The sequence below is a fragment of the Mesorhizobium sp. B2-3-11 genome, assembly GCF_006442215.1.
GTDB lineage: Bacteria > Pseudomonadota > Alphaproteobacteria > Rhizobiales > Rhizobiaceae > Mesorhizobium > Mesorhizobium salmacidum.
This window is the reverse complement of sequence record NZ_VFVS01000002.1, coordinates 137,242-158,210: the sequence shown is the minus strand read 5'-3', so window position 1 is coordinate 158,210 and position 20,969 is coordinate 137,242. Positions and strand designations below refer to the sequence as shown.

The following is a 20,969-nucleotide window of genomic DNA, read 5'->3' as shown; positions in this document are numbered from 1 at the left end:
GCGGAATTGCTCGCGCCGGCCTTTCACGGATGAAGTCCAGTCAGGGCGTGGCCGGCCTCCCTGAGGCGGCCTTGATCGCCGGGTGGGTCGGCCGGCCAATGGTGCCGGGCACACCCTTGGCTATCTTCGTCGAGATTTCCGCCAGTATCCTTGAACACCGTGGCGCTATCGATCCCGCCGTCACCAATGTGCCCGCGCGTCATCGACTGACCGGGACGGCAACAGAGGAGTAGCAAAGACGGCGGTTCGTCGCTATCTGAATGGGATCGGGCCGTTTGCACGCGCAGGCAGGCCGCAAACAGTGCAGGACAAGTGGAATCATGGCGGCAAGGGATGTGCTGACGAAAAACCAGTTGTGCGTGCTCGAGAAACTCGAGACCGCCAGCGGGCCGCTCAGCGCCTACACCTTGCTCGACCAGCTGCGCGAGCGCGGTTTTCGCGCGCCGCTACAGGTCTATCGCGCGCTCGACACGCTGGTGAAGTCGGGCTTCGTGCACCGGCTGGAAAGCATCAACTCCTTCGTCGCCTGCGCCGAGCCGCACGACCACAGCCACTCGATGACCGCTTTCGCCATTTGCGACGGCTGCGGGCAGGTGACCGAAATGTCCGACCACGATGTCGACCACCGGCTGAACGAATGGGTCAACTCGACCGGCTTCGCCGCCAAGAAGGCGGTGATCGAATTTCGCGGGACGTGCGCGAAGTGTTTGGCGCAGGCGGCCTGAGGGCATTCCGCAGAGCGGTTCAGCGATTGATTGAATCGCCTAACCGCTCTAACTCTTTGTTTTAATGCAATTTCCAAGGAAAAGCGCTAAGCGCTTTTCCCGGGAAAACCGCTATACACTTCTCCTGAAATTGCTCTAGCGCGTCAGTGCGCCTCGTCCCAATTGTTGGCGGCCCGCGCGTCGACATGCAGCGGCACCGACATCGATACCGCCGGCATCGCCGCGTTTTCCATGACATGGCGCACGACCGGGATCGTCTCCTCGACTTCCGCCTCGACCGTTTCGAAGATCAGTTCGTCATGTACCTGGAGGAGCATGCGGGCGGACAGCTTGGCCTTGTCCAAGGCTTCCTCCATGCGGATCATGGCGCGGCGGATGATGTCAGCGGCGGTGCCTTGCAGGCGGGCGTTGATCGAGGCGCGCTCGTTGAACGCCCGTAGCGACGGGTTCGACGATCTGATGTCGGGATAGTGGATGCGGCGGCCGAAGATTGTTTCGACAAAGCCGTGCTCGCGGGCATAGGCCTTGGTCTCCTCGATATAGTCGCGGATGCCGGGAAAGCGCTCGAAGTACTTCTTGATGTAGGCGCTCGCCTCCTCGCGCGGGATAGACAGCTGGTTGGCGAGGCCGAAAGCCGAGATGCCATAGATGATGCCGAAATTGATCGCCTTGGCGCGGCGGCGCACTTCCGACGGCATGCCCTCCACGGGCACATTGAACATTTCAGAAGCGGTGATGGCGTGGATGTCAGCGCCATCCGCAAAGGCCTGCCGCAGTTGCGGGATTTCGGCGACATGGGCGAGCACGCGCAGTTCGATCTGGCTGTAGTCGGCTGACACCAGCCGGTGGCTCTTGTCGGTGATGAAGGCGGTCCTGATCTTGCGCCCTTCAGCCGTGCGCACCGGAATGTTCTGCAGGTTCGGGTCGGAAGACGACAGCCGCCCGGTCGTCGTCGCGGCCAGCGCGTAGGAGGTGTGGACGCGCTTGGTTTCGGGATTGACGAAGCCCGGCAGCGCATCGGTGTAGGTCGATTTCAGCTTGGTCAGCTGGCGCCAGTCGACGACTTTGCGCGGCAGTTCGTGACCTTCGGCGGCAAGGTCTTCGAGCAGCTGCGCCGAGGTCGACCACTGGCCGGTCTTGGTCTTGGAGCCGCCGGGCAGGCCCATGCGGCCAAACAGGATATCACCGAGCTGCTTGGGCGAGCCGATGTTGATGCGCTCGCCGATGAGCAGGTAGATTTCCTCTTCGAGCCGGGCTGCACCTTGCGCCAGCTCGCCCGAAAGCCGCGACAGGATCTGCCGGTCGACCGAAATACCGCGCTGTTCCATGCGCGCCAGCACCGGCACCAGCGGCCGCTCCAGGCGTTCATAGACCGAGACCAGGCCCTTGGCGGCAAGGCGGGGCTTCAGCACCAGCCACAGCCGCAACGTCACGTCGGCATCCTCGGCGGCGTGAGCCGTCGCCCTGTCGATGTCGACCTGATCGAAACCGACAGAGCTTTTGCCGGAACCGGTCACGTCCTTGAGCTGAAGGGGCCTATGGCCAAGCCATTTGTCGGCAAGGGCATCCATGCCGTGGCCGTGCGGAGTGCCGGCGTCGAGCACGTAGGAGATCAGCATGGTGTCGTCGAAGGGCGCGACATCGATGCCATAGCGGCTCATGATAACCAGGTCATACTTCAGGTTGTGCGCGATCTTCAGCACCGACCTGTCCTCAAGCAGCGGTTTCAGGACCGCCAGCGCCTCGCGAAGCGGTATCTGGTTTTCGAGCGCGCCGCCGCCGAGCAAGTCACCATTGCCGCTCTTGTGGGCGAAGGGAATGTAGCCGGCGCAGCCGGGCGCTGTGGCCATTGCCATGCCGATCAGTTCGGCCTGCATCGGATCGGTCGACGTCGCCCTGACGTCGAAGGCAGCGATACCAGCCTCTCGCGCCTCGGCGACCCAGGCTTTCAGCGTCGCGATATCGCGGATGCACTGATAGGCCGAGGTATCGATCTTGCGTGTCGCCGCGCCCTCCAGCCGCAATGCGGCCAGGAGGGAAGGGGTGTCACCCTGTTTTGGCCTCTCCGTCGTCTCGGCTTCAGCAGCCTGGCCAGGTTCGGAGCCCGCCCCCTTTCGGGCGACGGGCGGTGTTCCGGCACCGACGTCGGGGCCATGTGCGTTATCGGCGCGTTCGACGGTCACAGTGACGGCCTGGACGTCGCCGGCCTCGGTGCCGGTCGCCTCCGCGACGCGGCGGGTCAGCGAGGTGAATTCCATGGTCTTGAGGAAGCCGATCAGCTTCGGCCCGTCGGGCGCATGCAGCAGGAAATCGTCCAGCCCCTCGGCCACCGGTACGTCGTTCTTCAGCGTCACCAACTGGCGCGAGATGCGCGCCTTGTCGGCGTTGGCGATGATCGATTCCCGCCTTTTCTCCTGCTTGATCTCGCCGGCGCGGGCGAGCAATCCGTCGAGATCGCCGAACTGCTCGAGCAGTTGCGCCGCGGTCTTTGGCCCGATGCCGGGCACTCCAGGCACATTGTCGACGGAGTCGCCGGTCAGCGCCTGCAGGTCGATCATCTTTTCCGGCGGCACGCCCCATTTCTCGACGACTTCGGGGATGCCGATCTGGCGATCCTTCATCGGGTCGTACATGCCGACCGTGTCGCCAACCAGCTGCATCAGATCCTTGTCGGAGGAGATAATGGTGGTGTCGCCACCGGCCTCGCAGGCCAGCCGGCAGTAAGTGGCGATGAGATCGTCGGCCTCGAAGCCTTCCATCTCGACGCAAGGCAGGTTGAACGCCCTGGTTGCCTGGCGGATCAGCCCGAATTGCGGGATCAGATCCTCGGGCGGCGCCGAACGGTTCGCCTTGTATTCGGGATAGAGGTCGTTGCGGAAGGTTTTCGAGGAATAGTCGAAAATGACGGCAAAATGCGTCGGCACAATGCCCACATCGGTGTTGCGGGCATCCTGCATCAGCTTCCAAAGCATGTTGCAGAAGCCGGAAACGGCACCGACCGGCAGGCCGTCGGACTTGCGGGTCAGCGGCGGCAGTGCGTGATAGGCCCGGAAGATGTAGCCAGAGCCGTCAATGAGGAAGAGATGATCGCCTTTTTTCATGCCGGCAGGGATAGCGCGGCGCAATGCCTTGGTCCATGCCAAAGACATCGCCAGAGATAGGTTCCGTCAACACCCTGACAGATCGGGATCCTGACGGATCGGGGTTATACAAGCCCGCTCACGGGCACGTTACAAAAGTGTAACGTTGGTGCCCTTGAATCGCCACGTTCAGGGACCCAAATACAGTTCATCGGCAGTTTTCGCCGAAGTCCGGAGCAAGGCCCGTCCCCCGCCTATACCGGACAATTGCGGCAGCCTATCCCCCCTCTCCGGGCTGCCGCATCGTTTCGAGTAAAAGGCCGCCGTGGTTCCCCCTCCACCACGGCGGCATTTTTTTGCCCGCGGCGACCGTCCCGGGCCGTGGTCCAATCGTCCCGGGCTTTTCGTTTCGCCGCTCTGCCTTTACGGTTCCGGCACTGAATCGAAAGGCTATGCAAATGTCCGCAGTTTCCCCTGTCCTCGACCGTCTCGATCAGAACCTCGACCAGAGCCTAGAACGGCTCTTCGGCCTGCTCGGGATCAAGTCGATCTCCACTGATCCAGCCTATGCCACCGACTGCCGCAAGGCGGCGGAATGGCTGGTGGCGGAACTCAAGCTGATCGGCTTCGACGCCAGCGTGCGCGACACGCCCGGGCACCCAATGGTGGTTGCGCATCACGACGGGCCGGCGGGCGCGCCGCATGTGCTGTTCTACGGCCATTATGACGTGCAGCCGGTCGACCCGATCGAGCTGTGGGAAAACGATCCCTTCGCCCCGGCGATCAAGGAGATTGCACCTGGTCACAAAATCATCACCGGGCGCGGCTCGGCCGACGACAAAGGTCAGCTGATGACTTTCGTCGAGGCATGCCGTGCCTGGAAACAGGTGTATGGTGGTCTGCCGTGCCGCGTCACCATCCTGTTCGAAGGCGAGGAGGAATCGGGGTCGCCCTCGCTGAAGCCGTTCCTCGAGGCCAATGCCGAGGAGCTCAAGGCCGACTTCGCGCTGGTCTGCGATACCAGCATGTGGGACCGCGACACGCCGTCGATCTGCGTCGGGCTGCGCGGTCTGGTCGGCGAGGAGATCACGGTTAAGGCCGCCGACCGGGACCTGCATTCGGGCCTCTATGGCGGCGCTGCCGCGAACCCGATCCGCATCCTGGCCAAGGTGCTGGCCGACATCCACGACAAGGACGGCCTTATCACCATTCCGGGCTTCTATGACGGCGTCGAGGAAACGCCTTCGCAGGTGCTGAAATCATGGGAAACGCTGGGCGAGACGGCCGAGACCTTCCTCGGACCTGTCGGCCTGTCGATCCCGTCGGGCGAAAAAGGCCGCTCGGTACTGGAACTGACCTGGGCGCGGCCCACCGCCGAGTTCAACGGCATCATCGGCGGCTATACCGGCAAGGGTTTCAAGACGGTGATCGCCGCGGAAGCCTCGGCAAAGGTGTCTTTCCGCCTCGTCCACAAGCAGGATCCGAAGAAAATCCGCGCGGCTTTCCAGAAATTCGTCAAGGAGCGCATCCCAGCCGATTGCTCGGTCGAATTCCACGCTCATGGCGGTTCTCCGGCAATCCAGCTCTCCTACGACTCGCCGTTCCTGGCCAAGGCCAAGACCGCGCTTTCCGACGAATGGCCAAAGCCCGCGGTGACGACCGGCAGCGGCGGCTCCATTCCGGTGGTGGGCGACTTCCAGACCTATCTCGGCATGGAATCGCTGCTGGTCGGCTTCGGCCTCGACGACGACCGCATCCACTCGCCCAACGAGAAATACGAGCTCAGCTCCTTCCACAAGGGCCAGCGCTCCTGGGCGCGCATTCTGGACGCGCTGACACGGTAAGGCGGACAACCTGGACGGCGGAAAATCAACTTTCTGTTGATTTTTCCGCCGATCACGGCGAGGACGGGTCGACAGCGCAATTTGTTGGAGCGCGTGTGCGCTTCTTCGATGGATGCGCGACGCCGAAGGCCGCGACCCGGAGAAGACGATGAGCGATATCCGCTTCCATAAAAACGATCTGCCTGACCTCTCCCGCTACGATGTCGCTGCGGTGGCCATCGATACGGAAACGCTCGGCCTCAATCCCAACCGTGACCGGCTCTGCGTGGTGCAGATTTCGCCTGGCGACGGCAGTGCCGATGTCATCCAGATCGCGCCGGGGCAGAAGGAAGCACCGAACCTCGTCAAGCTGCTGGGAAACGACAGCGTGACCAAGCTGTTCCACTACGGTCGCTTCGACCTCGCTGTGCTCTACCATGCTTTTGGCGTGATGGCCGAGCCGGTGTTCTGCACCAAGATCGCGTCGCGGCTGACGCGCACCTACACCGACCGGCACGGGCTGAAGGACATCTGTTTCGAGCTTCTCGGCGTCGGCCTGTCCAAGGCGCAGCAATCGTCGGATTGGGCGGCCGAAACGTTGTCGCCCGAGCAGCTCGAATACGCGGCCTCGGACGTGCTCTATCTGCATCGGTTGCGCGATGTGCTGGCCGGGCGGCTGGCGCGCGAGGGGCGCACGAAGGAGGCGGACGCCTGTTTCCGCTTTCTGCCGACGCGGGCCAAGCTTGACCTGATGGGCTGGGACGAAGAGGATATCTTCGCTCACAGCTGATGGCCCTCGTGGCGATCAACCGTCTGGAAGAAGGGGATGAGATGGCGGACAGAAAGCCGATATCGACCGCGCCGACCGACGGCTCCAAGGTCACCGTCACCTGGAAGGACAGCGATGGCATCCTCAATGAATCCATCGCTCAATACCGCGACGACGGCTGGTGGGTCTACATCGACAGCCACACGCAAAAGAAGGTCGAGCCAACCAGCTGGCGGCCCGCCGCCGGCGACGACGACGACCAATGAGCGCGCCGCTGGCCGGGCGCTTTCGCATAGCCTGACGCTATCGAAATCGGGGCCAATTCGGAGCCTTCCGCTCCGCAACCGTGCGCCTGCTCGAAGAATCAAGTGCGAGTGTCTCGTCGCCTTGCTACGGCAGGCTGGTGATCCCGACTAACCGGATGTGAAATTTGAGCGGATTATGAAGAGACCCGGGTTGGGGCGCCAGCCTGCATCCGCATTCTGGCGGCAAAGGCCTTAATACCCCTCCTGATCACCCTGCGCGCTTCATCGACGTCGTGGGTCCGGGTTTGCTCTGAATGGAACTCCAAGGCGAAATGAATGTTCCATAAGACAGGCGGAGGATGTTTCAGGCATGACGACGGCTTCTCTGCACTTGCTCAAGGGGGTGGGTTATCTGATTTCCACCGCCAGTGTCGTCCTGCTGGCCATAGTCAGTTGGTCGAGCGCTTCAAAGAGCCCGCTGCTGGTCGTCTGCCTGCTTGTCGGCGCCGCCGCGTCGGTCATGGGTATGTTCTGCCGGTGGCTGAGCTACGAGATAGAAAAACGCCAAGGCCACAAATGAGGGCTCGCCACGAGCGTTCGGACGCCGACGGTGCCTCGGGTGCGCGGAGCTGTCACATCCGCCGCGCTGCGACGCTGGCAATGGACAACAGATTAACAAATTCCTAACGGAATTCAGGCGCTTGCGCGAAGCTCTGCTTAACCCGCCCTTAAATCGCCGCATCTACTCTTCAACCCGAGCGCCATTGGCACCGGGGACATCAAGCGCAGCGCATGGCGAACCGCAGAGACAGTCGCATCGAGCCCAGCTTCGAGGGACCGCCACGGGCGAAATCCCAGACGGGTCTTTCGGTGAGCGAGGAGGACCGCGTCGTGCCGAGCAATCGCAAAGCCTCCGCCAAACGCAAATCATCGAAGGGGAAATCGTCGCGGGGGAGGCGCGGAGGGAGTGGACGCGGCCTGTTCGGCGTGCTCGGCCGGCTGGTTTACTGGTGTTTCGTGCTCGCCATATGGGGCGGCATCGCGGTGGCGGGCGTCGTTATCTACTACGGCGCCAAGATGCCCGCGGCCACGACCTGGTCGATCCCCGACCGTGCGCCCAACATCAAGATCGTCTCGGCCGACGGGCAGCTGCTGGCCAATCGCGGCATGAGCGGCGGCGAAGCGGTCGGCCTGCACGAAATGTCGCCTTATATTCCCGAGGCGGTGATCGCCATCGAGGACCGCCGCTTCTATTCGCATTTCGGTGTCGATCCGATCGGCCTGTCTCGCGCCATGGTGACCAACCTCATCGGCGGGCACTTCTCGCAAGGTGGTTCGACGCTGACGCAGCAATTGGCCAAGAACCTTTTCCTGAAGCCTGACCGCACGCTGGAACGCAAGGTGCAGGAGGTGCTGCTGGCGCTGTGGCTGGAGCACAAGCACACCAAGGACCAGATCCTCGAAATGTACCTCAACCGGGTCTATTTCGGCTCCGGTGCCTATGGTGTCGAGGCGGCCTCGCGCCGCTATTTCGGCAAGAGCGCGCGCGACGTCACCTTGTCGGAAGCCGCACTCCTGGCTGGCCTGCTGAAGGCGCCGTCGCGGCTGTCGCCGGCGCGCGATCCCAAGGCCGCCGAGGAGCGCTCGCAGCTGGTGCTCGCCGCCATGCGCGAGGAGGGCAAGATCAGCGAGAAAGAGCTGAAGACGGCGCTGAGCGCACCGGCGACGCGCTCGCCATCCTACTGGACCGGCTCGGAAAATTACGTCGCCGACACAATCATGGAAGAGTTGCCCGACCTGATCGGCGATGTGCGCGGCGATATCGTCATCGATTCTACCGTAGACCTGAACCTGCAGAAACTCGCCGAACAGTCGATCCGCCGGCTGATCAACGACAGCGGCAAGAAGCTCAATGTCACCCAGGGCGCGCTGGTGTCGATCGACGATTCCGGCGCGGTGCGCGCCATGGTCGGCGGCTATGACTATTCGACCAGCCAGTTCGACCGCGCCTCCGAGGCGCGCCGGCAGCCGGGCTCGGCGTTCAAGCCGTTCGTCTACATGGCTGCGCTCGAGGCCGGCCGCACGCCCGACAGCATCCGCAACGACGCACCGATCAAGATCGGCAACTGGACACCCGACAATTACGGCGGCAAGTACTTTGGCAAGGTCACCTTGGCGACGGCGCTGGCCAAGTCGCTCAACTCGGTTGCCGCGCAGTTGACCATGGAAGTCGGGCCGAACGCGGTGGTGGAAGCCGCGCACCGCATGGGCATCCAGTCCGACCTGCTGGCCAACACCTCGATCGCGCTCGGCACCTCGGAAGTGACGCCGCTGGAACTGACCTCGGCCTATGTGCCCTTCGCCAATGGCGGCTACAAGCCCGACATTCATTTCATCCGCCGCGTCACGACATCCGACGGCAAGGTGCTCTATGACAGCGCTGGGGGGAGCGCACCGCGCGTGATCAAGCCCGAGATCGTCGGCATGATGAATTCGATGATGACCGGGACGGTCGAGGTCGGCACCGCCAAGAAGGCGGCCTTCGCCTGGCCGTCGGCCGGCAAGACCGGCACCAGCCAGAATTCGCGCGACGCCTGGTTCGTCGGCTACACCGCCAATCTGACCACCGGCGTGTGGTTCGGCAATGATGACGGCACGGCGATGAAGAAGGTTACCGGCGGCGCGCTGCCGGCGCAGGCCTGGCACGAATTCATGGTCGCCGCGCATGAGGGCGTGCCGGTGCGGCCGCTGCCCGGCACCTGGAAGTCGACGCCGGCGGACACCATCGTGCCCGACGACATTCCCTCGGCCGACAACAACCAACCGGCACCGGTTCCCTCGGCTTCGGTTGGACAGCAGGCGCCGGCCGCGCAGGCGGCGGCACCGCCGGCGCCGGTCCGTGCGGCGCGGCCTGCCCAGACCGTCGATGCCGATGGCTTCAACATGCCAGCGGATGGCGGCACCACGGCTTCGGTCGGGCACCCGGTGCCGCCAGGCAGCGTCGGCGGTCGGCTCAAGAAGCGGCAGACCTCGATCCTAGATATTCTTGGCGGCGGCTGAGCAGCCGGCTAGCGGCGTCAACCGCCTCTCGCCACCCCGGCGGCGTTCGGCTACATGTCCTGCCTGGAGACCGCGACATGACCGAGACAGACACCAGAAAAACCATCGTGCTGACCGGCGCCAGCCGCGGTATCGGCCATGCCACGGTGAAACGCTTTTCGCGCGAAGGCTGGCGCGTCATCACCTGCTCGCGCCAGGCCTTTGCCGAGGACTGCCCGTGGCCGGCCGGTCCGGAGGACCACATCAAGGTCGATCTCGCCGATCAGGAAGATGTCGGTATTGCGGTGTCGGAAATCCGTCATCGGCTCGAAGCGCATGGCGGGCAGTTGCACGCGCTGGTCAACAATGCCGGCATTTCGCCCAAGCTCAAGGATGGCAACAGCCGGATGGACTCGATCGACACGCCGATGCATGTCTGGCGCGACGTGTTCCAGGTCAATTTCTTCGCGCCGATCATGCTGGCGCGCGGCCTGTTCAAGGAATTGGCGGCTGCCAGAGGCTCGATCGTCAATGTGACGTCGATCGCCGGCACCCGCGTGCATCCCTTCGCCGGCACCGCCTATGCGACGTCGAAGGCCGCTCTCGGCTCGCTGACGCGCGAGATGGCGCATGATTTCGGCCCGCACGGCATCCGTGTCAACGCCATCGCGCCGGGCGAGATCGACACCGCGATCCTGTCGCCGGGCACGGAAAAGATCGTCGAGACCATTCCGCTGCGGCGCCTGGGCACCACGGCGGAGGTCGCCGACATCATTTTTTTCCTGTGCTCCGGGCAGGCGTCCTATGTGACCGGCTCGGAAATCCACATCAATGGCGGCCAGCACGTATGAACTGGTCGACTTCAGGCTAGGGCCGGCTCACCCCTATGGTGACGACAGCCTTGCCGCTGAAGCTGCGCTGTCGCAGTGCGTCCAGGGCTTGGCCGATGTTCGTCCATGGCACGGTCAAGGCAATGCGGGTGTCCAGCCGACCAGCGGCGACCAGGGCGAGCAGCGCGGCGATGTCGGCGCCGATGGCTGAACCGGACGTGTAGTAGGCGAACGTCTGAAGCCGCGCCCCCTCATGGTCCGGAACGAACTGGCGGAATCCGATGGGCGTGAGCACGCCACTGCTTGAACCGAACATGACGATGGTCCCGCCGGGCGCGACGCGTTCGATCGCGTGTGCGAGGCTTTCGCCGCCGACCGACTCGGTGATCAGCGAAAACGGCCCCTCGGCCCGCTCGATCGACTCCACGATCTGCTCGGCTCCGAGTTCGCGCAAATCCTCGTTGTGCCTGGCGGCGGCGATGGCGGTCACCGACGCACCCCCGCTCGCGGGCGATCTGGATCTGGAAGCGACCGACGGCACCGCTTGCACCGGTGATCAGGACCTTTAGGCCGGCCAGGTCACCGCCGTGGCGCAAAGTCCTGAGCGCGGTCGTGCCGGCGACCGGAAGCGTGGCTGCCGAGGCGAAGCTGACCTCATCCGGCAGGACGGCGAGACGGTCTGTTGAAACGGCGACCCGTTCAGCCCATCCGGCCTGGTCGACCAAAGCCGCGACCCTGGTGCCCGTGATCGGCCCGGAGCCATCGGCGGCTGCGCGTTCGACAATTCCGACGATGTCCTGGCCGGGTGTCCAGCCGTTCGGACGGATGGTGAGCAAGCGCAGTTCACCCCGGTTCAACGAAGTTGCGCGGACCGAGACGAGCGCCTCGTCCGCGAGGGGCCGAGGTTCTTCGACCCCGGCTAACCTCAAGCCCGTGGCGCTGTCGGAACATATGATTAAGGCGAGCATGGGTGCGTACCTTCTTGCTGGAGGCCGGAACTTATCGGCTTCCCTGCTTGAAGAATTTAGCTATTATGGCATTTGATCGCTAAAAGCAGTCAATCATGAGACAGCCTCTTCGCTACCCATGGGTCAATTTCGATGTTGATGACGTGCTGGCGCCAGCCATCGCCGTGCGTGTCGACGTCACCGAGACCAGAGCGGAAGTGCCGGCCCATTGGCACCGCAAAGGCCAGCTCGTCTTTGCGCTCGGAGGCGGCGTCACATGCCGCGTTCCGAGCGGTCTTTGGATGGTGCCGCCGCATTGCGGCGTATGGATTCCCGGCGGCATGGAGCACAGCAACATCGCGACGGCCAACGCGCGGATCTTCTTCGTCTATATCGAGCCGGGAGCCGCCGAATTGCCGGACCGGTGCTGCACGCTTTCGATCTCGCCGCTGCTGCGCGAACTGATCGTCGAGCTGTCCGACAGCGTGCAGGACGACCAGGCAAGGGATGAGCTCCTGACCAGGACCCTGCTTGCAGAACTGCCGCGCATGCCTGTCCAGCAGCTGCATCTGCCGATTTCATCCGAGCCGCGCTTGAGGCGGATCGCCGAGGCGCTGGCGCAAGACCCTGCCGATCGCAGTACGTTGGCACAATGGGCCAACCGCGTCGCGCTCAGCGAAAGCAGTCTGGCGCGTCTCGTCGTCAAGGAGACTGGCTTGAGCTTCAGGCGCTGGCGCCAGCACTTGCACCTGATCGTCGCCATTCGGGAGCTGGCGTCCGGTGCCAGCGTGCAGCAAGTCTCGGGCGACCTCGGCTATGGCTCGGTTACCGCCTTCATCACCATGTTCAAGAAGGCGCTTGGCAAGCCCCCGGCAAAATATCTCGGCGGTGTCGCGCAAAATGGCGGCTCGGCATTCGTGGCATGATTGAACGCGCTTGTGGGTTGCGTCGACTCAGGCAGCGGACGGTTCAGAAACCCGCGGCTCGTGGCCAAGCACCTCTTCGACAATGCCGCGCGCGATCTCGCGTTCGCCCATGATCACGGTATCGGCGCCGAGTCCCTTCAGATGCTCGACCTCGGCGTCGGAATGGGCGCGGGCGATGACATTGATGTTGGGATTGGCGGCGCGTGCCCGCAGCACGATCTGGCCGGCCTCGAAGGCGTTGGGGATGGCAAGGATCAGCCGCTTTGCGCCTTCAGGATTGGCCGCGGCGAACACTTCGGCATTGGCGGCATTACCGGCGATGGTTTCGATGCCGTCTGCTTTCAGCCTCGTCAGCGTCTTATCGGCATCCTCGATGACGAGGAAAGGCTGTGCCGCTTCCTTCAGCGCGGCACCGACGAGGCCACCGACCCGGCCATAGCCGATCAGGATGGCATGACCGGCAAGCGTCGTAGTCGGCGGCGGGCCGTCTTCCTTGCTCAACGTTGCGGCGACCGAGGCTACCTGGCCCGGTTCCGTCGCCGGGCCGACCGGCTTGGTATCCGCTGGTTGCGCCGTCCTGATGGCGCGGGCCTCCAGCCACGGCTTCATCCAGTCGATAACCAGAAACATCAACGGGTTGAGCACGATCGACAGGATGGCGCCGGCCAGGATCAGATCGCGGCCTTGCTCGGGCAGAAGTTTCAGCCCGACGCCGAGTTCGGCCAGGATGAAGGAGAACTCGCCGATCTGGGCAAGGCTGGCCGAAATCATCAAGGCCGTGGCCAGGGGATAGCCGAAGGCTACGACGATCACGAACGCCGCCAGCGACTTGCCGATGACAATGATGGCCAGCGTCGCCAGGATCGGCAGGCCGTTGCTGATCAGGCTGAACGGATCGAACAGCATGCCGACGGAGACGAAGAACAGCACCGAGAAGGCATCGCGCAGCGGCAGCGATTCTTCGGCCGCGCGGTGGCTGAGCTCGGATTCGCTCATGATCATGCCGGCGAAGAACGCGCCCAGCGCCAGCGAGACGCCGAACAGTTTTGCCGCGCCGAAGGCGACGCCGAGCGCAATGGCGAGCACGGAGAGACGGAACAGTTCGCGCGACCCGGTATGGGCAACGTAGTGCAGGATCCAGGGAATGACCCGGCGGCCGACCACCAGCATGACCACCACGAAGGCGGCGACCTTGGCCAGCGTGATGCCGACGACACCCCATATGCCGTAGCTGGCCGGCAGCGACAGCAGGTCGCCCGAATGGGCATTGGCGTGTTCCTGGCCGCCGAGTACACCGGCAAGCGCCGGCAGCAACACCAGCGCCAGCACCATGGTCAAGTCCTCGACGATCAGCCAGCCGACGGCGATGCGGCCGCGCTCGGTCTCGATCAGGCGGCGTTCCTGAAGCGCGCGCAGCAGCACAACGGTCGAGGCGACCGACAGCGCCAGTCCGAACACCACGCCCGCGCCCATCGACCAGCCGAGCATCCAGGACAGCCCGACGCCGAGCGCGGTGGCAAAGCCGATCTGAACGATGGCGCCAGGCACGGCGATAGCGCGGACCGACAGAAGGTCCTTGAGCGAGAAATGCAGGCCGACACCGAACATCAGGAGAATGACGCCGATTTCAGCCAATTCGTTGGCAAGCCCTGCATCGGCGACGAAACCGGGCGTGTTCGGGCCGACCAGAACGCCGGCTACGAGATAGCCGACCAATGGGGGAATACGGAAGCGATTGGCGAGAGCGCCGAAGACAAAAGCGAGCCCCAGACCGGCGACGATGGTGGCGATAAGGGGCGTGTCATGCGGCATTGTCTATGGAGCGCCTTTCAAGCTAGCGATGTCGGATATGCGGCGCCCGAAAGCCGTCGCCTGTTTCGCAATATGGTGGAAGGGGCAACGGTGATGCAACCCGCAAGGTGCGAAAAGCGACGGCGCGGCGACAAAATGCCGGACCGGCGACCGGGGTGCCGCCGTTCTGTTTGAGCTCGCTATGGCATTCGCCTTGTTGCCAGCGATCAGGCTGCCTGCAACAGGGCCTCGATCTCGGGGATGCCGTGGTTGGTCATGGTTTTCGAGATTTCGGCCGTCACCTTGTCACCAACCTCCTTGTGCAGCTTCTTGCGCATGGCGCCGAGCACCACTGGTGGGGCGACAAGCACGATGCTATCGAACTCGCCGTCATGGGCAAGCTTGTAGAGCCGGGCGGCAATCTCCTCGGCGAAGCGTTCCTTGCCGATACGGTGCCAGTCGGTCTCCTCGACCGCGCTGCGGTGCACGGATGGGCCGTCATTGTACCGGCCGGGACTGTCGCTTCCCTGTTCGCGTGTGGGCGGGTTTTCCTGTTCCATCAGATGCACGACTTCAAGGTTAGGAAACTTGGTGTCACCGACGTTCTTGAGCAGGAGCGCCTTTTCACCGTCTGCCACCAGAACCCAAATGCCATGCTTTAGTTTGATCGTGTTCATGAGGACGCTCCTTGTTGAGTGGTGGTTATACCGGGAACGCGTTTCAGCCCGTCAACGTTCCAACTCACGCGGCGCACCGAACAGCCGTGCAGGCCGGGCGCTGAACATGAAATCGCCACCGGACGGCTTTAATCTACTAAATTAATAGAAATTAGAAAAAACTGTTTTGCGGGACAGGTCGCCGGCAGCTAAAAGCGCCTGAAATCAGGGCCGATTTCGGCGACCCAGCGTGCCCATGGGCATGGGCGTGGAATATTTTTCTCCTGCCCTTCGCGGTTGCGAAAAAGCGATTGCCTGCCATCACCGGATGCGCGAGTGCTTTGCTTCTGCTTTTTTACGCCTCGGCGTAAAACTGCGAAACTGTCCCGGATCGCTATCATCATGCCGCAAGCCACCACCAAGCTCAACGCCTTTCCCGTCTTCCTGCGGGTCGAGGGCGAAGCCGTGGCCATTGTCGGCGGCGGCGAGGAGGCTCTGGCCAAGGCGCGGCTGATTGCCCAGTCGAGTGCCGTTCTGCACATCATCGCCAGAAATGCCGAGCCGGAGTTGTTGACCTTCATCGCCGAAGCCGGCGCGAAGCATGTGGCCGCCGCGTATGATGCCTCGCAGCTCGAAGGCGCCGTGATGGTGTTTGCCGCCAGCGGCGACGAAGCGCTCGATCGCCGCGTGGCCGCCGACGCGCGCCGGCTGGGCATTCCCGTCAATGCCGTCGACCGGCCGGATCTCTGCGATTTCTTCACTCCGGCGCTGGTCAACCGCGCACCGGTCGCCATTGCCATCGGCACCGAAGGTGCAGGTCCGGTGCTGGCGCAGATGCTGCGTGGCCGCATCGACCGCATGCTGTCGCCGTCGCTTGGCGCGCTGGCGGCGCTTGCAATGTCGTTCCGCAATGCCGCCGAGAGATTACCCCGGGGCAATGTACGCCGGCGTTTCTGGAGTGACTTCTTCGGCGGAGCGCCGGCGCGCGCCGTCGAGGCCGGCGATTTTTCGCAGGCGCACGAAGCCGCCACCGATCTGCTGTTGTCCTACGCGCCCATTTGCGGCCACATCGCCCTGGTGGGCGCCGGTCCCGGCGCCGAGGACCTCCTCACCCTGCGGGCGCATCGCCTGCTGATGGAGGCCGACGTCATCGTCCATGACGCGCTGGTGCCGGAGGCGGTCGTCGCCATGGGCCGCCGCGATGCCGAGCGCCTGCCGGTGGGAAAGCGCAAGGGCTGCCATACAAAGAGCCAGGCCGAAATCAATGCGCTGCTGGTGGAGCTTGGCCGTGAGGGCAAGCGCGTCGTGCGGCTGAAATCGGGCGATCCGCTGGTGTTCGGCCGCGCCGGCGAGGAGATGGCAGCACTTCGCGATGCCGGCATCGCCTATGAGGTGGTTCCGGGCGTCACCGCGGCCTTCGCCGCTGCCGCCGATTTCGAACTGCCGCTGACGCTGCGCGGTGTGTCGTCGTCGATGGTGTTCACCACCGGCCACGACCTCAAGGGCAATTCGTTGCCGGATTGGGCCAAGCTCGCCATTTCCGGCGCTACCGTCGCCGTCTACATGGGCCGCTCGGTCGCGGCCGAAGTTGCCGGCCGGCTGATCGAGGCCGGCCTGTCGCCGGACACGGCGGTCGCGGTGGTCGAGAATGCCAGCCTGACCAATCGCCGACGCTTCCACGGCACGCTTGCCGACCTGCCGTCGCTGGAGGCGCGCGCCGATCTGTCGGGCCCGGTCATGACCATCATCGGCGACGCTGTCGCCGGCGCCAATTTCGAGCGGTCCGAGGCGCTCGCGGCACACAGGCATGAGAGTGCGCCCGTAGCGGCCGCCGAGGGAGTTCAGCCATGAAGATACTGACCGCCAATCGCCTCGGCGACGGCATTGCCGTCTGGTACGCCGATGGCGGCTGGGCCGAGACGGTGGACCATGCAGACCTTGCCTATGACAAAGCGGCCGAGGATCGGCTGGAGGCGATCGGCGCCAAGGCCCACGCCGACAATGAAGTGGTCGACGTCAATCTGATCGACGCGGAAGTCGTCGACGGCGTTGTCGAGCCGGTGCGGCTGCGCGAGAAGATCCGCGCCGCCGGTCCCACCATCCGCAACGATCTCGGCAAGCAGGCTGCGCGGGCAGCCTAACCAGCCACGGGCGGACGCGCCCTGAAAGACGAAATATGTACCGCTACGATGAGTTCGACCACGATTTTGTCCAGGCCCGCGTCGCCGAGTTCAGCGACCAGGTTGAGCGCCGGCTGTCCGGCGAGATCACCGAGGACCAGTTCCGGCCACTCCGGCTGATGAACGGCGTCTATCTGCAACTGCACGCCTATATGCTGCGCATCGCTGTGCCTTACGGCACACTGAACGGCAAGCAGCTGCGCATGCTGGGCCACATCGCCCGCAAATACGACAAGGGCTACGGCCACTTCACCACGCGCCAGAATATCCAGTTCAACTGGCCGGCGTTGTCGGACATTCCGGCGATCCTGGCGGACCTGGCCAGCGTGGAGATGCACGCCATCCAGACCAGCGGCAATTGCATCCGCAATGTGACCGCCGACCATTTTGCCGGGGCGGCCGCCGACGAGGTCGCCGATCCGCGCCCCTATGCGGAAATCCTGCGGCAATGGTCGTCGGTGCATCCGGAATTCTCGTTCCTGCCGCGCAAGTTCAAGATCGCGGTGACGGGAGCCGAGCGCGACCGAGCCGCCATCCAGACGCATGACATCGGCCTGCACCTGAAGAAGAACGCCGCCGGCGAGCTCGGCTTCGCCGTCTATGTCGGTGGCGGCCAGGGTCGCACGCCGATGGTGGCGAGGAAGATCCGCGACTTCCTGCCGGAAGCCGACCTTCTGTCCTACTGCACGGCGATCCTGCGCGTTTACAATCTCTATGGCCGCCGCGACAACAAATACAAGGCGCGCATCAAGATCCTGGTCCACGAGACCGGCGCCGAGGAAATCACCCGCCAGGTCGAGGCCGAGTGGCAGGAGTTGAAGGACGCGGAGCTGAAGCTGCCGGAGGCTGACATTCGCGCCATCGAGGCCTATTTCGCCCCGCCGGCGCTGACCGGGCGGCCGGACGGCGACACGGCGGTCAAGGTGGCGCGCCTGGATTCCAAGGGCTTCTCTGACTGGCTCGACCAGAACGTGGTGACGCACCGCCACCCCGACTACGCGGCGGTGACGATCTCACTCAAGGGTATCGGCGAGGTGCCGGGCGATGCGACCGACAGCCAGATGGAAGCAGTCGCCGACATCGCCGAAAAATACGCTTTCGACGAGCTTCGCGTCAGCCACGAGCAGAACCTGATCCTGCCGCATGTGGCGCGCGCCGACCTCAAGACGGTCTATGACGCGCTGGTCGACATCGGGCTGGCGACGGCCAATTCCAACCTGATCTCGGACATCATCTCGTGCCCGGGTCTTGACTATTGCGCGCTGGCGACCGCGCGCTCGATCCCGATCGCACAGGAAATCTCGCAACGCTTCGCTTCGCTGGAGCGGCAGCGCGAGATCGGCGAGCTGAAGCTGAAGATCTCCGGCTGCATCAATGCCTGTGGCCACCACCATGTCGGTCATATCGGCATCCTGGGTGTCGAGAAGAAGGGCTCCGAACTCTACCAGGTGACGCTCGGCGGTTCCGCCGATGAAAACACCTCCGTCGGTGAGATCATCGGCCGCGGCTTCTCTTCGGAAGAAATCACCGACGCCATCGAGACGATCGTCGATACCTATCTCGGCCTTCGGCTCAACCCACACGAAATATTCATCGACGCCTACCGCCGTGTCGGTCCCGCGCCGTTCAAGGAGGCGCTCTATGCTGGCGAAGCCAAGGCCGCTTGACCATATTGTCGACGTCGAGGACGGCGCCGCCGCCAAGGCGGCGGGGTTTGACGCGCTCTACGGTCATCTCAGCCCGATCGAGATCATCGAACGATCGGCCAATGAGCTGTTTCACGACGAGATCGCCGCCGTGTCTTCGTTCGGCGCAGATTCGGCGGTGCTGCTGCACATGATCGCCAAGATCGACCGCACGCTGCCGGTCGTCTTCCTCGATACCGGCAAGCATTTCGAGGAGACGCTCGGCTATCGCGACGCGCTGGTCGCCGATTTCGGGCTGACCAACATCCGGGTGATCAAGCCCGACGAAGCGGCGCTCGAACGGATCGATCCGACCGGCAATCTGCACCAGAACAACACCGATGCCTGCTGCAACGTGCGCAAGGTCGAGCCGCTGGCACGTGGCATCGCACCCTTCCGCGCCTGGTTCACAGGCCGCAAGCGCTTCCAGGCCTCGACGCGGGCCGCACTTCCAGTGTTCGAGGCGGTCGGCCCGCGCATCCGCATCAATCCGCTGGCGCGCTGGACGACGTCGGATCAGGCCGGCTACATGCGCGCGCATGCGCTGCGCGAAAATCCACTGGTCGCCTATGGCTATCTGTCGATCGGCTGCTTTCCCTGCACGCAGCCGGTGCAGCCGGGCGAGGACGCGCGCAGCGGCCGCTGGGCCGGTCACGCCAAGACCGAGTGCGGCATTCACCTGTCGGGACTGGAAGTGTCGCTGACCGACGCATCGCTATAGGGTATGTTGAAATTCAGGTGAGGCCGGCCTGCAAACGGCAGCTTCCTGAGCTTCCGGTGCTCACGTACTTCAAGTACGCTCCGCTCCGGTTCTCGGAAACAACCGTTTTCGACGCGGCCTGACCTGAATTTCAACACACCCTGGAGCGCTTCGAATTTTTGGGAATTTTGATGACTGAACCGACGACGCCGGAGACCCGGCTCTGGACCCCGGAGGGTTTTCGCGAGGACGAGTGGATCCATGCCGAAAGCGCCGATGCGCTTTCCGGCAATGGCCGCTTCATCCTGCCGCTGCAGGCGTTCCTCGACCTCGACCCGGAGGTGCGCCGCTCGGCGAAGGAGCGGCTCGGCGCCCTGCTGCAGCCCGGCGATCAGCTCGAGAAGATCGCCGATCTGCTCGACCAACTGTCGCTGGTGGCGCTGGCCTTCCCGGCCTTCGGTGACGGCCGCTCCTTCTCCAAGGGCGAACTGCTACGCAGCCGCTATCATTTCACGGGCGCGCTGCGTGCCACCGGGCAAGTCCTGGTCGACCCGTTGCCGCACATGCTGCGGCTTGGCTTCGACGAGTTCGAGGTCTCGAATCCAGTGCTCTTGAAGCGCCTGGAAGAGGGCCGCACCGGCGGGTTGGGGCTTTACTACCAGCCTGCGGCCATCGCGGAGCCCAAGGGTCCGAAATATTCCTGGCGCCGGGTTCGCGGCAGCTGACGCGTTTTCTACGAAAGCCAAAGCCCTCTCAATCGAGGAAGACCCAAACTGGTCGTACCAATTGTGCGATTTGCGCTTTTCCTTGCATCATCTTGCCCTTAGGATAATGCGATTATTTCGGAACCCGAAATAATGGCCCCAAAGGGAGGAACCGGGAATGGCTGGCAAGAAGATATTGATGCTGGTTGGCGAGTTCAGCGAGGAATATGAAATTTTCGTCTTTGAACAGGCCATGCATGCCGTCGGCCACACCGTGCATGTCGTCTGCCCGGACAAGAAGGCCGGCGACGTGCTGAAGACATCGCTGCACGATTTCGAAGGCCACCAGACCTACACCGAAAAGCCCGGCCACGATTACATCCTCAACAAGACGTTTTCCGACGTGGATCCGGCCCAGTACGATGCCGTTTACGCGGCGGGCGGCCGCGGTCCCGAATACATCCGCATCGACAAGCGCGTGCAGGCGCTGGTGCGGCACTTCCATGAGACAGGCAAGCCGATCTTCACCATCTGCCATGGCGTGCAGATCCTGATCGCGGTCGACGGCGTGGTGCGGGGCAGGGAAGTGGCGGCGCTTCACTATTGCGAGCCGGAGGTGACGCTGGCGGGCGGCATCTATATCGACGTCGCGCCGAATGGAGCCCATGTCGACGGCAATCTCGTTTCGGCCAAGGGCTGGCCGGGCCTGTCCAACTTCATCCGCGAATGCCTGAAGGTGCTGGGCACTGAGATCCGCCATGGCGAGATTTTGATGCGCGACGAGCGGCAGGCGGCCTGAGGCTTTGAGGACTGGCCGGACGGTTGAGAAGCTTTGCGCTGCCTCTCATCCGGCCCTTCGTCCGCTGCGT

General features: G+C 63.8%; 17 protein-coding genes and 1 pseudogene. 14 read left to right on the top strand and 4 right to left on the bottom strand.

The window, feature by feature from the left end; genetic code table 11:
• Positions 1 to 320: 320 nt before the first annotated feature.
• Positions 321 to 725: a Fur family transcriptional regulator gene (locus FJ960_RS04190; protein ID WP_140712072.1), complete on the top strand. Its 405-nt coding sequence runs from the start codon at positions 321 to 323 to the stop codon at positions 723 to 725.
• Positions 726 to 868: 143 nt separating this feature from the next.
• Here FJ960_RS04190 and polA read toward each other — a convergent pair whose 3' ends face one another.
• A complete protein-coding gene (polA, locus tag FJ960_RS04185) occupies positions 869 to 3,826 on the bottom strand; it encodes a DNA polymerase I (protein ID WP_181174154.1) in 2,958 nt (985 codons plus the stop codon).
• Positions 3,827 to 4,257: 431 nt separating this feature from the next.
• On the opposite strand from polA, the gene FJ960_RS04180 reads away from it, so the two are divergent.
• From FJ960_RS04180 to FJ960_RS04155, 6 genes are all read left to right on the top strand, one after another.
• A complete protein-coding gene (locus FJ960_RS04180) occupies positions 4,258 to 5,649 on the top strand; it encodes a M20/M25/M40 family metallo-hydrolase (protein WP_181165809.1) in 1,392 nt (463 codons plus the stop codon).
• Positions 5,650 to 5,797: 148 nt separating this feature from the next.
• Positions 5,798 to 6,418: a ribonuclease D gene (locus tag FJ960_RS04175; RefSeq protein ID WP_140712070.1), complete on the top strand. Its 621-nt coding sequence runs from the start codon at positions 5,798 to 5,800 to the stop codon at positions 6,416 to 6,418.
• A 41-nt stretch (positions 6,419 to 6,459) separates the two neighbouring features.
• Entirely contained in the window at positions 6,460 to 6,663 is a 204-nt protein-coding gene (locus tag FJ960_RS04170; RefSeq protein WP_140503458.1) for a hypothetical protein, read from the top strand.
• Positions 6,664 to 7,012: 349 nt separating this feature from the next.
• Positions 7,013 to 7,222 (top strand): hypothetical protein, encoded by a 210-nt coding sequence (locus FJ960_RS04165; protein WP_027143066.1) that lies wholly within the window; start codon positions 7,013 to 7,015, stop codon positions 7,220 to 7,222.
• Positions 7,223 to 7,434: 212 nt separating this feature from the next.
• Positions 7,435 to 9,702 (top strand): transglycosylase domain-containing protein, encoded by a 2,268-nt coding sequence (locus FJ960_RS04160; protein ID WP_140712068.1) that lies wholly within the window; start codon positions 7,435 to 7,437, stop codon positions 9,700 to 9,702.
• 77 nt (positions 9,703 to 9,779) lie between these two features.
• Positions 9,780 to 10,532: an SDR family oxidoreductase gene (locus FJ960_RS04155; RefSeq protein ID WP_140503016.1), complete on the top strand. Its 753-nt coding sequence runs from the start codon at positions 9,780 to 9,782 to the stop codon at positions 10,530 to 10,532.
• Between the two features lie 16 nt (positions 10,533 to 10,548).
• Here the strand turns inward: FJ960_RS04155 and FJ960_RS30245 are convergent.
• A pseudogene (locus FJ960_RS30245) lies at positions 10,549 to 11,479 on the bottom strand (zinc-binding dehydrogenase).
• A gap of 95 nt (positions 11,480 to 11,574) precedes the next feature.
• Between FJ960_RS30245 and FJ960_RS04145 the strand changes: the two are divergent.
• Positions 11,575 to 12,384: a helix-turn-helix transcriptional regulator gene (locus FJ960_RS04145; protein ID WP_140712066.1), complete on the top strand. Its 810-nt coding sequence runs from the start codon at positions 11,575 to 11,577 to the stop codon at positions 12,382 to 12,384.
• A gap of 27 nt (positions 12,385 to 12,411) precedes the next feature.
• Here the strand turns inward: FJ960_RS04145 and FJ960_RS04140 are convergent, their stop codons facing one another.
• Both FJ960_RS04140 and FJ960_RS04135 read right to left on the bottom strand, forming a co-directional pair.
• Positions 12,412 to 14,196 carry a cation:proton antiporter gene (locus tag FJ960_RS04140; protein WP_140712064.1) on the bottom strand — a complete coding sequence of 595 codons (1,785 nt, stop codon included), beginning with the start codon at positions 14,194 to 14,196 and terminating at the stop codon, positions 12,412 to 12,414.
• Between the two features lie 206 nt (positions 14,197 to 14,402).
• Entirely contained in the window at positions 14,403 to 14,852 is a 450-nt protein-coding gene (locus FJ960_RS04135; RefSeq protein ID WP_140712062.1) for a host attachment family protein, read from the bottom strand.
• 381 nt (positions 14,853 to 15,233) lie between these two features.
• Here FJ960_RS04135 and cysG point away from each other — a divergent pair, with 381 nt between their 5' ends.
• The 6 genes from cysG (at position 15,234) to FJ960_RS04105 (ending at position 20,899) form a co-directional block, all read left to right on the top strand.
• Positions 15,234 to 16,682: a siroheme synthase CysG gene (gene cysG / locus FJ960_RS04130; RefSeq protein ID WP_140712060.1), complete on the top strand. Its 1,449-nt coding sequence runs from the start codon at positions 15,234 to 15,236 to the stop codon at positions 16,680 to 16,682.
• Entirely contained in the window at positions 16,679 to 16,972 is a 294-nt protein-coding gene (locus FJ960_RS04125) for a DUF2849 domain-containing protein (RefSeq protein WP_140712058.1), read from the top strand. Before cysG ends, FJ960_RS04125 begins: the two co-directional genes overlap by 4 nt.
• Before the next feature lie 35 nt (positions 16,973 to 17,007).
• Positions 17,008 to 18,678, top strand: a complete 1,671-nt coding sequence (locus tag FJ960_RS04120; protein ID WP_140712056.1) for a nitrite/sulfite reductase — start codon at positions 17,008 to 17,010, stop codon at positions 18,676 to 18,678.
• Positions 18,653 to 19,417: a phosphoadenylyl-sulfate reductase gene (locus FJ960_RS04115; RefSeq protein WP_140712054.1), complete on the top strand. Its 765-nt coding sequence runs from the start codon at positions 18,653 to 18,655 to the stop codon at positions 19,415 to 19,417. Before FJ960_RS04120 ends, FJ960_RS04115 begins: the two co-directional genes overlap by 26 nt.
• A gap of 170 nt (positions 19,418 to 19,587) precedes the next feature.
• Positions 19,588 to 20,121, top strand: a complete 534-nt coding sequence (locus FJ960_RS04110; protein WP_140503005.1) for a DUF934 domain-containing protein — start codon at positions 19,588 to 19,590, stop codon at positions 20,119 to 20,121.
• A 157-nt stretch (positions 20,122 to 20,278) separates the two neighbouring features.
• Complete coding sequence (locus FJ960_RS04105; RefSeq protein WP_140503003.1) at positions 20,279 to 20,899, top strand: DJ-1/PfpI family protein; 621 nt, start codon at positions 20,279 to 20,281, stop codon at positions 20,897 to 20,899.
• The last annotated feature ends 70 nt before the right edge of the window (positions 20,900 to 20,969 follow it).